Source organism: Telluria beijingensis, assembly GCF_030770395.1.
Taxonomy (GTDB): Bacteria; Pseudomonadota; Gammaproteobacteria; order Burkholderiales; family Burkholderiaceae_D; genus Telluria; species Telluria beijingensis.
Genome location: NZ_CP132480.1, coordinates 4,841,453 through 4,855,171 on the forward strand (window position 1 = coordinate 4,841,453; position 13,719 = coordinate 4,855,171).

10 protein-coding genes are annotated in these 13,719 nt (G+C 67.4%); all 10 read right to left on the bottom strand.

Annotated features, from left to right (window positions below; all coding sequences use genetic code 11):
- Positions 1–11: 11 nt before the first annotated feature.
- The 10 genes from Q9246_RS21295 to Q9246_RS21340 all read right to left on the bottom strand — a co-directional run bounded on the left by Q9246_RS21295 (position 12) and on the right by Q9246_RS21340 (position 13,704).
- On the bottom strand, positions 12–1,934 hold the full coding sequence (locus Q9246_RS21295) for a hypothetical protein (RefSeq protein WP_306392852.1): 1,923 nt from the start codon (positions 1,932–1,934) through the stop codon (positions 12–14).
- Positions 1,935–1,937: 3 nt separating this feature from the next.
- On the bottom strand, positions 1,938–3,395 hold the full coding sequence (locus Q9246_RS21300) for a UbiA family prenyltransferase (protein ID WP_306392853.1): 1,458 nt from the start codon (positions 3,393–3,395) through the stop codon (positions 1,938–1,940).
- Positions 3,388–6,285: a glycosyltransferase gene (locus tag Q9246_RS21305; protein ID WP_306392854.1), complete on the bottom strand. Its 2,898-nt coding sequence runs from the start codon at positions 6,283–6,285 to the stop codon at positions 3,388–3,390. Before Q9246_RS21305 ends, Q9246_RS21300 begins: the two co-directional genes overlap by 8 nt.
- A gap of 3 nt (positions 6,286–6,288) precedes the next feature.
- Entirely contained in the window at positions 6,289–7,731 is a 1,443-nt protein-coding gene (locus tag Q9246_RS21310) for an FkbM family methyltransferase (protein ID WP_306392856.1), read from the bottom strand.
- Positions 7,728–8,951 carry an ABC transporter ATP-binding protein gene (locus tag Q9246_RS21315; protein ID WP_306392857.1) on the bottom strand — a complete coding sequence of 408 codons (1,224 nt, stop codon included), beginning with the start codon at positions 8,949–8,951 and terminating at the stop codon, positions 7,728–7,730. The genes Q9246_RS21310 and Q9246_RS21315 overlap by 4 nt, the downstream gene beginning before the upstream one ends.
- Positions 8,951–9,751, bottom strand: a complete 801-nt coding sequence (locus tag Q9246_RS21320) for an ABC transporter permease (protein WP_306392859.1) — start codon at positions 9,749–9,751, stop codon at positions 8,951–8,953. The genes Q9246_RS21315 and Q9246_RS21320 overlap by 1 nt, the downstream gene beginning before the upstream one ends.
- 179 nt (positions 9,752–9,930) lie before the next feature.
- Positions 9,931–10,680 (bottom strand): Crp/Fnr family transcriptional regulator, encoded by a 750-nt coding sequence (locus tag Q9246_RS21325; protein ID WP_306392860.1) that lies wholly within the window; start codon positions 10,678–10,680, stop codon positions 9,931–9,933.
- Positions 10,681–10,688: 8 nt separating this feature from the next.
- Positions 10,689–11,018: a VanZ family protein gene (locus tag Q9246_RS21330; protein WP_306392861.1), complete on the bottom strand. Its 330-nt coding sequence runs from the start codon at positions 11,016–11,018 to the stop codon at positions 10,689–10,691.
- A 179-nt stretch (positions 11,019–11,197) separates the two neighbouring features.
- Positions 11,198–12,460 carry an acyltransferase family protein gene (locus tag Q9246_RS21335; RefSeq protein WP_306392863.1) on the bottom strand — a complete coding sequence of 421 codons (1,263 nt, stop codon included), beginning with the start codon at positions 12,458–12,460 and terminating at the stop codon, positions 11,198–11,200.
- A gap of 2 nt (positions 12,461–12,462) precedes the next feature.
- Positions 12,463–13,704, bottom strand: a complete 1,242-nt coding sequence (locus Q9246_RS21340; RefSeq protein WP_306392864.1) for a tetratricopeptide repeat protein — start codon at positions 13,702–13,704, stop codon at positions 12,463–12,465.
- Positions 13,705–13,719 lie beyond the last annotated feature (15 nt).

The window sequence follows — 13,719 nt, forward strand, 5'->3', positions numbered from 1 at the left end:
AAGGTTCATGTCTATGGAGCCGGCATGGCGCGCAGGTTGATTTCGCGCAGGAAGAAAGCGAGCTGGCGCGGATCGGAGGCGCCGGGCGAACGGGGCGATTCATGTTCGAGTTCGATCGTCAGGGCCGGGCCCTGGCTGGCCGCGGCGGGCAGCGCCAGCGGGCCTTCGCGGTCGAGCAGGTGCCAGCCGAGGTCGACGCCGTTCACGCTGACCCGGGTGCGGCCCTCGTTCTCGAGGTAGGCGCCGCTGATCAGGATCTGCTGCGCGCGCATGGCGCCCACCTGCACGACGATGCGCGAACGGGGGCCATCGGACCAGGCGCCATCCCAGCCCGGGCCATTGGCCTCGAGCGTGCTCCAGCCTTCGGTCAACGCGACCTGGGTGCCGGCGCGCAGGTCGGCGAACTGGAAGCTGCGCTGGACCAGGTCGCCGGCGGTGCAGCGTACCGCGCCGTCGATATAGCGCCAGCCGCGGGTGCTCCCGGTGATGGCGTTATCCGGCGCGATCATGGCGCCGGCGCCGCACACGAGGGCATCGGCGCCCGGATTCGACGCATTCACCAGCGTCTTCACCGGCGCGCCATTCATGCGATAGGTATAGACCTGGTCGGGGCTGATGTAGTTGTCGTGGTTGCCGGCGCGTTCGGCGAAGATTTCCGGCTCCGGGTGGTAGAGAGATGGCGCCTGCGCCATCACCCGGTTGGCGAGCGGGCTGAATTCGGTGTATTTGTAGCTGTCGGCATGCACCATGGCCAGCGCCTGCAGCGCCGCCACGCCGGCGATCAGCGCTGCCGGCCAGCGGCGCGCGCGCAGCACGGCCAGCAGCACGAACAGCAGCGGCATCGACGACCAGAACGCATAGCGCATCATGCCGGCGGCGTCCGAATTCCAGTTCAGCACCGCCAGCGCCGGCACGGCCAGGGCGAGCAGGAACAATATCGCCACCAGCAGCACGCGGCGCGCCAGGGCGCCGGTCGCGGCGCCCCACAGCAGCACGGCCGCGAGCAGGCCGGGCAGGCCGATCGCCATGCCCTGGTTGAGGTCGAAGAAGAAGGAGAACAGGCGCGTGCCGCCGACCAGGGTCGGGTCGGAGAACTTGCGGGCGATGATGTTCGGCACCCCGTATTCGTAGAGATTGAACAGCACCGGCAGCGCCAGCACCGCCATGCCGGCCGCCAGGCCGACGATGTTCTGGCGCGTGACTTGCGCGCGCAGGTTGGCCGCAAGGCCGGCGCCAGTCTGCCAGTCGAGGCATAGCTTGAGCAGCGGCGCGAAGCCGAAGAAGAACAGGATGGTGGGGTTCTGCCAGCTGGCCACCCCGGCCAGCACGGCCCCGCGCAGCGGCGCGCCGCCGGTGTAATACAAGAGGCCCGCCAGCAGCAGGGCGGCGGAGAGGCATTCGGGACTGGTCCACTGCCAGTACAGGGCGCCGCCGCACAGCATGAACAGGCCAAGGCCGGCCCAGGCCCGCGTCTCGCACGTGAAGAAGTGGCGCAGCGCCAGGCCCAGCACGAACACGGCCGCCAGGTTGACCGCCATGAAGGCCTTGAACGGCGCCAGGCCCAGGGTGTCGAACACCTTGAACGGCGCCGCCGCCAGCAGCGAATAGCCGAAGAAGTGCACCGGATAGACGTCGCCGTCCTTGCCGCGCGCAAAAGCCGCGTACAGGTCCTGGTCGCCGGCGCGCATGCCGCGTTCGAGTTCGTCGAACGGGTAGCGGTAGGCTTCGCCCAGCAGCGCGCGGGTGCGCTCGATGTTTTCCAGGCGGATGTCCGGCGTGCCGTGGCTGGCGATGGCGACGGTGTCGAGCGTGTACTCGACCAGGTCGCCGCGGTAGGCCGGCGCATGCTTCACCATCAGCACGGCCATGAACAGGGCCATCAGCAGCGGGAAGCGCCAGCGCGCAAGGAAGGAAGGGGCGGTGTTGGCAATCATGGATCAGAGCGAGGCAAGCGTTGCCAGCAACAGGCACAGGGCGACGACGACCAGGCTCACTTTATCCTTGCTGACGTAGAGCACCGGGTCTTCGTTGACTTCGCCGCGGAAGGCCAGCACCCACAGGCGGCCGAGCCAGAATACCAGCAGCGGCAGGATGCCGCCCAGCAGCTCGGGGGTGCGGTACTGTTCCAGCACGTTCGACGAATTAAAGTAGAGCATGAACACCAGCACCGACACGAAGGCGGTGTTGACGCCCATGATCGCGATCGGCATGCGGTCAGCGGTGGTGTAGCCGCGGCCGCGCGTCTTTTCCTTGCCGTCGCGCTGCAGGTTGAACAGCTCGCTGTGGCGCTTGAGCAGGGCCAGGCTCAGGAAGATGAAGAAGGAAAACGCCAGCAGCCAGAACGAGGGCGCGATCATGGTCGCCGCGCCGCCGCCCAGCACGCGCAGCGTGTACAGGATCGCCAGCGTGACGATGTCGACCATCAGCAGGCGCTTGAGTACCAGCGAATAGGCCACGGTGCTGGCGAAGTAGATCAGCACCACCAGCAGCAGCAGGGGGCTGAACCAGGCGCACAGGCCGATCGCGGCCAGCGCCAGCAGCGGGCTGCTGATCAAGGCCAGCGGCAGCGGCAGGGCGCCGGAAGCGATCGGCCGCTTGTGCTTGGTCGGGTGCACGCGGTCGTCCTGGGCGTCCAGGGCGTCGTTGAGCAGGTAGGCGCTCGAGGCGCACAGCGAGAAGCCGATGAAGGCCACCAGCGCCGCGTTGAAGGTCCACAGGTCGAACTCGTGGCCGGCCAGCATCGGCACGAACACCAGCAGATTCTTGAGCCACTGGCGCGGGCGCATGGCCTTGACCAGGGCCTTCAGGGCGCCGCCGCGCACGCTGCCCGAGTGGCTGGTGGCGCGGCCATCCGACAGTTGGAACGGTTTATGGGTGACCGAGATCGCGCCTTCGCAGCTGAGCCACACCGCCAGGTCGGCGCGCGAATTGCCGACGTAGTCGTAGCCGCGCTCGCCGAACAGCGCGCACAGCTCGCGCGCCTTGTTGTGCGAAGTGAAGTTGACGCTGTCGGTGGCCAGCACCTGGTCGAACAGGCCCAGGTGGGCCGCGATCTGCTCGGCGAAGCGGCGCTGGGCGCCGGTGGCCAGGATCACGCGCCGGCCTTCGGCGCGCGCGGTCGCGATCAGCGCCAGCACGACCTTGTCATAGGGTAGCGCCGCCGGATCGAGCTCGACCTGGCTGGCGATCTTGTCCTTGAAGCCGGCCTTGCCGAGGAAGAGCCAGAGCGGCAGCTGCCAGGCGCGCAGGAAGTGCTTTTTCAGGAACAGGACGATCGATTCCCACAGCAGGTCGGAATGGATCAGGGTCCCGTCCAGGTCGATCACCAGCGGGCGCATGTTGGCCCCCGCCTTGGTGCCCTCCTTAGTGCCTCCATCTACGCGCTGCTCATGCATCGTGTTCTCCTCCGGCGTGGCCGGGCAGGGTGCGGTACCAGCGTCCGCGGATCAGGTTGCCGACGACCTGCTGCGCGCTCTGGTCCCAGGTCAGCCATGGCATGCCGGTCGAGGCCGGGGCCTGGCCGGCGCGATGCAGGGCCAGCCACGCGTCGATCGACGCGGCCAGGTCTTGCGGCGCCATGCCGTCGAAATAATGGGCGTGGATGCCGGCCACTTCGCGGAACACCGGCAGGCCGCGCGCGATGATCGGCGTGCCATGCTGGGCGGCCTCGATCAGCGGCAGTCCGAAACCCTCGCCTTCGGACGGGAACAGCAGGGCCGAGGCGCCGGCATACAGCTTGAGCAGCATCTCGTCCGAGATGCCGGCCAGCCAGAACAGGCGCTTGCCGAGTTCGGGGTGGGTCTTCATGCGCTCGGCCACCGCATCGACCATCCAGCCCTGCTTGCCGACCACGACCAGGTTGGCGTCGACGCCGCGCTCCCACAGCTGCTCGAACGCGGCCAGCGCCTGGGCATGGCCCTTGCGCGGCTCGACCGTGCCGACCATCAGGAAGCTTGGCCGCTGCGCCAGGGCGCCCAGCACGATCGACGCGTCCGGCGGCAGGCCGGTGCTCGGCGCGCTGGCATTGATGTCGGCGCCCAGGTGGAACCAGCCCAGTTGCAGCGGCAGTTCGCGCTGCAGGCCCTGCTGTTCGTACCAGGTCGCCAGTTCGTCGGCCACGGCGCGCGAGATGCACAGCACGCCGTCCGCCACCTTGTGCACGGTGCGCAGGAAGTCGCCGAAGCCCTGGTCGGTCCCGAACGGGAACACGTCCGGACGCAGCATCGGCAGGATGTCGTACATGCAGAAATAGATCTCGACGCCGCGGTCGCGCATCGACAGCAGCAGGCGCTCGTTCTGGTGCACGCCGGACAGGAACAGGTCGAGGCCGAAGAACACGTCGCCCGGATGCAGGTCGACCGGCGCGTCTTCCATCATCACCATGTCTTCGCCCACCAGGCCCAGGCCGAAGCGGCGCGCGTAGTGGTAGGGGCGGTTGCCGCCCGTGGTGAACACCGGCTCGACGCGGTAACCGGCCGGCGGGGTCGCGATGAGGGACAGCAGGATGCTGCGCACCACGCGCTGGATGCCGGTCTTGAGGTCGGTCTGGACCAGGGCCGAGACGTCCACCAGCAGCTGGCGGGTCGGCGGCGCGGGCAGGTTGAAGGCGATGGCTTCGGCCAGCGCCGGCAACGCATCGTCGGCGCAGCGCCGGGCGGCGGCCGATACCAGCGCGCGGTAGCCGGCATGCGGGCCGCGGCCAGGCGTGGCGAAGTGCTCGATCGCTTCCATGCACAGGCGTCCGGCGTGGGCCGGGGCGTGTTCGGTTTCCATGAAGGCCAGCGCGCGCGCGCCGAGGGCGCCGCGGCGGGCCGGATCGCCGTGCAACTGCGCCAATGCGTCGGCCAGTTGGGCGGTCTCGAATTCGTCGGGCAGCATGACCACCAGGTCGCTGTCGATGGAGGCGGTCGAACCGTGGGCGTTGACGATCGTCGGCGCGCCATACAGCAGGCAGTCGAGCACCGCGGCCGAGGTCTCGCCGCGCGAGGAGCCGCGCAGTTGCACCGCGGTGTCGCAGGCGATTACGTAATCGGCATAGGTGGCGGCATCGGCGAAGCCGGTGATCGTGATGCGGTCGGCGCAGGCGCTGTTCTTGATCTTCTTGCTCAAGTCGCTGCCATAGCGGCTGCTGTCGTTCTGGCCCACGAACACGAGTTGGCAATTGGGGTCGTTCGCCAGCGGCGAGGCCAGGAACGCGTCCAGCAGCTCGTCATTGAGCTTGGTCGGGCCCAGCATGCCGAAGGTGCAGACGAGGTAGTCGCTGTCGCGCAGCTTGAGCCGCTGGCGCGCGGCGGCGCGGGCGGCCGGGGTGGCGCTGCCTTCGGGCTTGCCGCGCAGCAGGGGCACGCTGCGCCAGTCCTTGCCGGCGCCTTCGCCATACCACTGGGCGGCGAGCTGCTTGGGGAATTCGGAGTGGACGATGACGCCGGTGGCGTGATCGAGCACGCCGCGGTTGCTCGGATACTTCCAGACCGCGCGGTTGCGTCCCGCCTGGCGGTGGCCCAGCAGGCCCGTGTAGCCGTGCGACTGGTACAGCGCGCGCAGGAAGCCCTGCGGCAGCACGCGGTCGTTTTCCAGGTAGTCGAGCACGTTCGACAGGTAGAAATCGTGCAGCACCACGATGCCCGGCACGGCGCGCAGCAGGTCGAACATATGCCCGTGCACCGGCGAATTGCCGAAGTGGTAGACCACGCGCTGGAATTCGTGGGCATGGGCGCGCAGCCAATCCGGGCTGCGCTGCGGGAACGATGCCAGGCGCGGGTCCGTCACCGGGTCCTGGTCGACGATCAGTTCGATGTCGTACCAGGCCGCCAGCTCGGGCACCAGTTCGGCGCTGTAGTCGGCGATGCCGGATTTTTGCGGCGGCAGCGGCGACACATAGGCCAGGCGCGGACGCCTGGCCGGGGCGCCGGGCGCCGCGCGTTCGGCGGCAGTGGCCTGCACCCGCGTCCATAGTTGGGTGATCTCTTCCTGGCCCGCGACCACGCTCGGCACACCGGCCGGCGCGCTGCCCGTCGTCACCACCACGGAAGGTTCCAGGCTGGCCAGCGCGCCGTCGCGCAGCAGCGTGGCCAGGGCCGGGTCGGCCGGCAGGGAAAACGGCCGCACGCGGCTGCGCGGCACCAGGCCGTCGAAGGCGAGGCGCAGGCGGTCGCTGGCCTCCGGCTCGCTGGCGGGAGTGGCCAGCCACAGCTCGTGGCCGGCGGCCAGGCGCGCGAGGTCGCGCATCTGCGCCAGGGTGTCGTGTGACGCCGGTCCGGCGAGGAAATCGATGACGATGCGCATGGCTTAACTATCCGACTGCTGGTTACCGCGGGCGCGTTGCAGGTCGGCCAGCACGGTGCGGGCCGACTGCGGCAAGCCCTTGAGTTCTTCGGGGACCTCGACGCCGAACGACGCCTGCTGCTGCGGCGGATCGAGCTTGATCGAGGCGATCGAGGCGCTGACGCGCTCGTTGATCGCGGGATGGCTGCGCAGCACCGGGATCACCAGGCGCCGCACGCGCTCGTTGGCGGTGAGGCGGTTGACGATGCGGCGCGCCAGGTTCGGGCGGCGCAGCGCGATCGCCAGCGAGCCGGCGGCGCGCAAGGGACGGGTGACCTTCCACGAGGTGCTGGCCAGGGTCGCCTTGAGGCGCTCGTCGACGCCGCGCGCCCAGTCCGACAGCTGGCGCGCGCTTTCGTGCACGTGGGCCAGCTGTTCCTGCAGCAGGGTGATTTGTTCGTCAGCGCGCTGCTTTTCTTCTTCGGCGCGGCGGATCTCGCGCGCCAGGGTGTCCTGCTCGGTGCGCAGCGCGATCTCCAGGCGCACACGACGCTCCTCGGCGTCCTTCGCCTCGGCTTCGGCGTGCGCCGCCAGCGCCTGCAGCCGCGATTCCGATGCCTGCAGCGCCATGTTCTGCGCCACGGCCTGCTGCTCCGCCTTTGCCGCCAGCGCACGCAGCCGTTCTTCCGACGCCTGCAGCGCTTCTGCCTGCGTCCGCAGCGCTCCTGCCTGCGCCTGCAGCGATTCTTCCTGCGCCTCGACGTTGGCCCAGGCACGGTCCAGGTGGTAGGAGATGAAGGCGTCGAACACGTTCGGCTGGATGCCGAAGTGCTGCATCAGTTCAGGGTGTTCCTCGGCCACGTACCAGCGATTGAGGCCGTCGAACCAGGCGAAGCGGTAGCCCTGGGTATCGACCAGGTGTTCCCAGCTGGCGTGGTTGGTCTCGCGGCTGTTGGGCAGCGTAGCCTCGATCACCAGCACCCACGGGCGCCAGCGCTTGAAGTCCATGCCGCGCAGGACGTCGCCTTCGAAACCTTCGACGTCGATCTTCAGGAAGTGGACCTCGCCGCGCACGTGTTCCTCGCACACCGAGGCCAGGGTGCGCACCGGCACCTTGAGTTCGGCGACCGTATGGCCTTCGGCGCGGTGCATCTCGGCCACGGCCTGGTCGGGCGAGGCCCAGCCGCGCACCTCGGGCACGTCATACAGCGTCAGTTCGCCGTTGTCGGCGCCGGCGGCGATCGCCAGGTTGATGTCGCGCGGGCGCTGCTCTTCGAACTGCGCATGGAAGGCCGGCAGCGGCTCGATGCTGATGCCGCGCCAGCCGCGCTCGTAGAAGGCCTTGGTGACCGAGTGCTCGACCGGGTCGCTGGCGCCGACGTCGATGTAGAAACCGTCGGCGACGTGGCCGAGGGCGCGCCACAGCAGCACGTCCTCGGCGTTCTGGGAATAGGAAACGAATGTCATGTGCGTTGGATGTCGATGGCCGGGTCGAGCCAGGCCGAACCTTCGAAATGGGGCCGGCGCATATTCATCACGGTGAATACCAGGGCCAGGTCGCGCCATTCATAGTTGTTGACCAGGTGGGTGTCGGTGCTGACGATGGCGGTGGCGACCGAATAGCTGCCCGGGCCCAGGTTCATCGGGAAGGCGAAGCGGTAGACCACCTCTTCGCCGGCCGCCACGTCGTCGAGCGGCAGCTGCTTGAGGTGGGTATTGGTGCCGTACATCGGCTGGCCCAGGCGGTCCTTGATCATGTAGCCGAGCACCATGCGCGGGATCGGGGCGTTAACCTGCACCCGCACCTCGAGGGTGACCGGGCTGCCGACGTCGACCACTTCGACCCGCTCGCCGTGTTCGTCGAGCAGGGCGATGTCGCTGACGGTGGCTTCGCCGGTGCCGGACACGGTCTGGACCTTGCCATCGGAGGTTTCGCCCTGGCGCACGGTGTCGTTCTCGCGCTCGGCGATCATGGCGTTGTAGTAGTCCATGATTTCCTCGGGCTTGCCTTCGCGCGCCAGGCGCCCGCCGTCGAGCAGGATGGCGCGGTCGCACACCGACTGGATCGCCTGCTTGTCGTGCGAGACCAGCAGCAGGGTGGTGCCCTGTTTCTGGAACTGGCGGATGCGGTCGAAGCTCTTGTGCTGGAAGTAGGCGTCGCCCACCGACAGCGCCTCGTCGACGATCAGGATATCGGGCCGGCGCGCGGTGGCGACCGAGAACGCGACCCGCATCTGCATGCCGCTCGAGTACACCCGCACCGGCTGGTCCATGTAGTCGCCGATGTCGGCGAAGGCCTCGATCTGCGGCATCAGTTCGGTGATCTGCTCGACCGTCATGCCCAGCAGCTGGCCGGCCATATAGGCGTTCTGGCGGCCGGTGAAGTCGGGGTGGAAGCCCATGCCCAGTTCGAGCAGGGCGGCCACGCTGCCATCCATCCAGACGTTGCCGGTGGTGGGTTGCGTGGTGCCGGTGATCAGCTTGAGCAGCGTGCTCTTGCCCGCGCCGTTGATGCCGATCAGGCCCACGGCCTCGCCCGGCGACACCGTGAAGCTGACGTCGCGCAGCACCCATTTGAGCGTATGGCGCGGGCCGCCGAACGGCAGCATCCATTCGGCCAGGCGCGACAGCCGGGTCGGATAGGTTTTATAGGCCTTGCCCAGGTTGGAGACGGTAATCGTGCCCATCAGAGTTCATCCACCATTTCACCGGCGCGCTTGCGGAACAGGCGCATGCCGAAACCGCACAGCAGCAGCGCCAGCAGCGCCACCAGGCCGATCCGCTGCCAGTCGGGCGCCGTGCCGTGCACCAGCACCGCCTGGTAGGCTTCGATCAGCGGCACCATCGGGTTCCAGGCCAGCATGCCGCGGATTTCGTCGGGCAGGATCGAGGCCGGATACACGATCGGGGTCAGCCAGAACCAGAACTGCATCGCGATCGTCACGAACTGGCCGACGTCGCGGAAAAAGACATTGAGTACGCCGACGATCATGGCCAGGCCGATCGCCAGCAGCACCTGCACCAGCAGCACCGGCAGGATGGCGGCGAACATCAGGCCCGGGAAATTGCCGGTCGCGACCAGGAAGATCAGGAACAGGCCGAAGATGATGGCGAAGTTGACCAGCGAGCTCAGCACCACGATCACCGGCAGGCAGATGCGCGGGAAGCTGATCTTCTTGATCACGTTGGCCTGCTCGATGAACATGTTCTGGCCGCGCGCGACGATCTCGGCGAACAGGCCCCAGGTCAGGATTCCGGCGCACAGGTAGATCGAGTAGGCGAAGCCCGATTCGGCGCCGGGCAGGCGGGTGCGCATGACCTCGGAAAAGATCACGGTGTACACCAGGATCATGGCGAGGGGACTGAGCACCGACCACAGGGCGCCCAGCATGGCATTGGCGTATTTCGACTGGAATTCGCGTTTGACGCTGCCCAGCACGAAACCGCGGTAGGCCCACAGGCCGCGCAGCATCAGGGGCGAAATCATGGGGCGATGGCGTTGAAAAGCGCCCGGGATGGGGGCGGCAAGGTTGTCGTCACGGTGGCTTGTCTATGAAATGCTGGAGGGTGAGGGCGAAATTATACCCCACGGTCCAGCTCACATATTGTTCAATTGTAACGACGTGTCATCGCCTGGTGATCGTCTGCGGTAGTGCAGGATGCTACTTATTCACCTTGCACCAGTTTGTCCAGGGCATCCGGCTTGACGATGACCAGGCGATTGGCATCCTTCTGCACGATCCCCTGCTGGACCAGCGCCGCCAGCGCCCGGGTCACGGTCTCGCGGCTGGTATTGATCATATTGGCAATGTCTTGATGCGTCGGCAGGTTTTCCAGCACCAGCGGCCCGCCGGGCGCGACTTGCCGCCGCTCCTGCATCGACAGGTAGGTATAGATGCGCTTGGCCGTATTGTTAATGCTGAGCAGTGCGCGGAATTCGGAATCGCGCTGGATCTTCTGCGCCAGGTGGCGCAGCATCTGGTTCGCCACAGACGGCGAGTGCGAGAACAGGTGCATCGCGGTCGTGGCCGGCAAGAACGCTACCACCACCGCGGTCAGCGCCACCACCGAGGCCGAGCGGGTCGAGTTATTGATCAGCGCAATCTCGCCGAAGAAGTCGCCCGGCATCAGCATGCGCAGGCCGATCGCCCGCCCATCCTCGGTAATGTCGACCACCTGCAATTGGCCGGACAGCAGGAACAGCAGGCCGTCGCCATGTCCACCCTTCTGCAGGACGATCTCGCGCTTGGCATAGTGACGGAAACGCAACTCCTGCTTGATGGGGACGAGTTCTTCATCGCTGAGGTCGGCCAGCAGCGGAATCTTGCGCAGGTGAACCTGCGCTTCCAGCTTCTTGGGGATCAGCGGCGCGTCGGGCGCCGGCGTCATGCTGCCGATGGAGGGGTCTCGGTTCAATTCATGCCTCAAAAAATCGGGGCGACCAGGCAGGTCGAGAGCGCCGCGAAGGCGATGCCGCCCGCATTGGCCGCCAGGTCGCGCCAGCAGAAGCGCCGGTCGGGCAGCAGGGACTGCAGGCATTCGATGACCCAGCCCGCGAGCAGCAGGCCCAGCAGCCACAACAGGGCCGAGGACATATCGTGCGCAAGCGGCAGCGCCAGACCGGTCAGGATAGCAAAACTGACAAAGTGCAACACCTTGTCGTTCGGGAGGGGCGGGAGCCAGCGGTTGGGGACCAGGCAGCCGACGGTGACGGCCAAGGCGGCCAGCACGAACAGCAATGCGTTCCAGCCCATCAGAACGAGCCCATCTGTTTAACGAAAATCATACGGGCATGATTGTATATGCTCGGGCCTGGCTGTGCGTGGTTTACCTGTGCGGGCTGCGGCATTTCGGCACGCGTGTGTCGGTCAACAGGCGCCGATCGTCGTTGGCGCCGTTAGCACGTCATCAAGTGCCGCTAGCGCGTAGCACGTCATTCCCGCGCAGGCGGGAATCCAAGGCTCTCCGAGTTGCCACTTCTATAAGCAGGATTGGTGTGCTGGCTGCCTTGGATTCCCGCCTGCGCGGGAATGACGGCTTCAGAGGTAGCGGGAATGACGGCTTCAGAGGCAGCGGGAATGACGGCGTCGGGGGCCGCGTGACTGACGGCGGCAGGCCGCCGCAGCCAGCGCCGCGCTGCACGCATCGCCGGCGCCTCGACCCAGTGCCAGGACAGCAGGGACAGCGGCACCAGCGCCACCAGGCACAGCGCCAGCGCCAGGTGCGGCGTAGCGCCCGGCACCAGCTCGCTGATCATCATCAGCACCGGCCAGTGATAGATATACACGGCATACGAATAATCGTGGCGCTGCACGTGGCCCAGGCCGCGCAGGCGTGCGCTGCCGATCCACAATGCCAGCGCGGCCACCGCCAGTGCGATGCCGAACCAGGTGAGCGGATGCTGGGTCATGGCCACCGAACGGGTCCAGTTGAGCCCCACCAGCGCCAGCGCGCACAGGACGTGCACGGCGCCGATGCGCAGTTGCGGGGCCAGGGTCTGCAGCAGCACGCCGGTCAGGAACAGCGACCACAGGCGCACTTCCCACAGGTAGCCGCTCAGCACCTCGGGGAACAGGTTGGCCGCCAGCAGCAAGAAGATGGCGGCGCCGCGCAGCCACTGGCGCATCGGCAGCATGGCGGCCACGCCGACCAGGGCCAGCACCACGTACATGCGGCCTTCCCAATACAGGGTCCACAGCACGCCGTTCAGGTTGCGGCCGCCGAACACGCCGGGAATGCTCAGCTCTTCGGGCGGGATATTGTATTGAAGCCAATGCAAAACCGTGTTGCCGAAAATATAGCGCCACGGCGCCGGATCGAACAGGCCGGCCACGCCCTGCACCGAAAAGAACGCCACCGCGACCACGGTGCACAACAGCGTGGCCACGAACAGGCCCGGCACGATGCGCGCCACGCGGCGCACGGCGAAGCGGCCCAGGTGCGGATCGCGCAGCCAGCTCTGGCTGACGAACATGCCGCTGATCAGGAAGAAGATGCCGACCGCCAGCGCGCCGACATCGGTCACCGGGCGTAGCCTGGACGTGAGAGGATCGAGCCCCGCCGCGACTGGGCTCATCTGGTAAGCGTGGTACACCACGACCGCCAGCGCGCACGCCAGGCGCACGGCGTTGAAGCCGTTATCGTGGGTTTCGGTGGCGGCGCCCAGGGTGCGCGCTGGCGGCGAAAAAAGGGACATGGTCAGCGGTCCTGCCATTGCCAGCTGAGCTGGATCTGGCGGTTATCGTATTGGAAGATCGAGATGTTTTCGCGATTGCGCACCAGGCGCGTCTCGAGCCGCAGCCACTGGTTGCGGGCGATCGGCCACGACAGGATGGCGCGCGCGACCCGGGTGTTCTGGTCGCGCACCGTGTTGATCAGGCCCGGCGCGTAGGCTTCGCTGCTGCGCCAGCTCTGGTAGCTGTACGAGATTTCTCCGCTCACCTCGCCCCACAGGGCGCGCCGCGCCAGCAGGGTGGTGCTGTAGCCGTGGCGGTCGCCGCCCGGACGCTCGCGCACCGCGTGGTCGGCCTGCCAGCCCTGGTTCAGGCTGGCGTAGACCTTGTCGCCGCGCCAGCTCAATTGGCCCAGCACGTCGTAGGCATTCGAATCGAAATTGGTGAGCGTCGAATAATCGTTGCGGGTAATCCCGCCCGTGACGTGCAACTGCATGCGGCTGGGCAGCGGCAACGGCACGCCGGTGCGCGCCAGCAGCTGCAACTGGCGCTGGTACAGCTTGCCGCCCAGGGCGGTGAAACCGACCATGCCGGTGGCGCGCACCGGCCAGGCGCCGAAGCGGTACTGGCTGTCGACCCCGGCGTACACCGAATCGCTGTCGTACTGGCGCAGCGAGTCGTTGCGGCGGCCGAAGTACTGGGCGAAGCCGGACAGGCCATTGGGCGTCAGGTCGCGCGTGTGCTCGACGTTGAGCGCCGTGTAGTTGTCGTGCTTGGGCAGGAACTCGTCCTGCAGCGGCAATTCGATCTGGCCGCCGTCCTGCTCGACGATGTAGCTCGGGTTGCGCGCGCCCTGGTTGACGTTCATGTCCAGGCCACGCGTCACGCTGACCGAGGTTGCGCTCAGGGGTTGCCACTCGTCGCAGCCGCTGTCGCGCGCCTCGGCGATCAGTTCCAGGATCGCGCGCGGCGGGTCGAAGCGGGTCTCGATGATGGCGAACAGGCGCTCGGCCTCGTCGACATGGCCCAGGCTGCACTGCACCAGCGCCACCTCGAGATAGGCGCCGGCGTGTAGCGATTCCTTCTCGATCACGCGCACCAAGGTGTCCGAAGCGTCGTTCTTGCGGCCTTCGGCGATTGCCTGCAGGGCGTTCTCGTACAGGATCTGCACTTCGTTGGGCGGCGCCGCGTCCGGCTCCACCGCGCCGGCGCCGGCGCATGCGGCCAGGCAGGCGGCCAGCAGCATCCGGCGCAGGTGGGTGCTCACTGATGGAAATGAAGA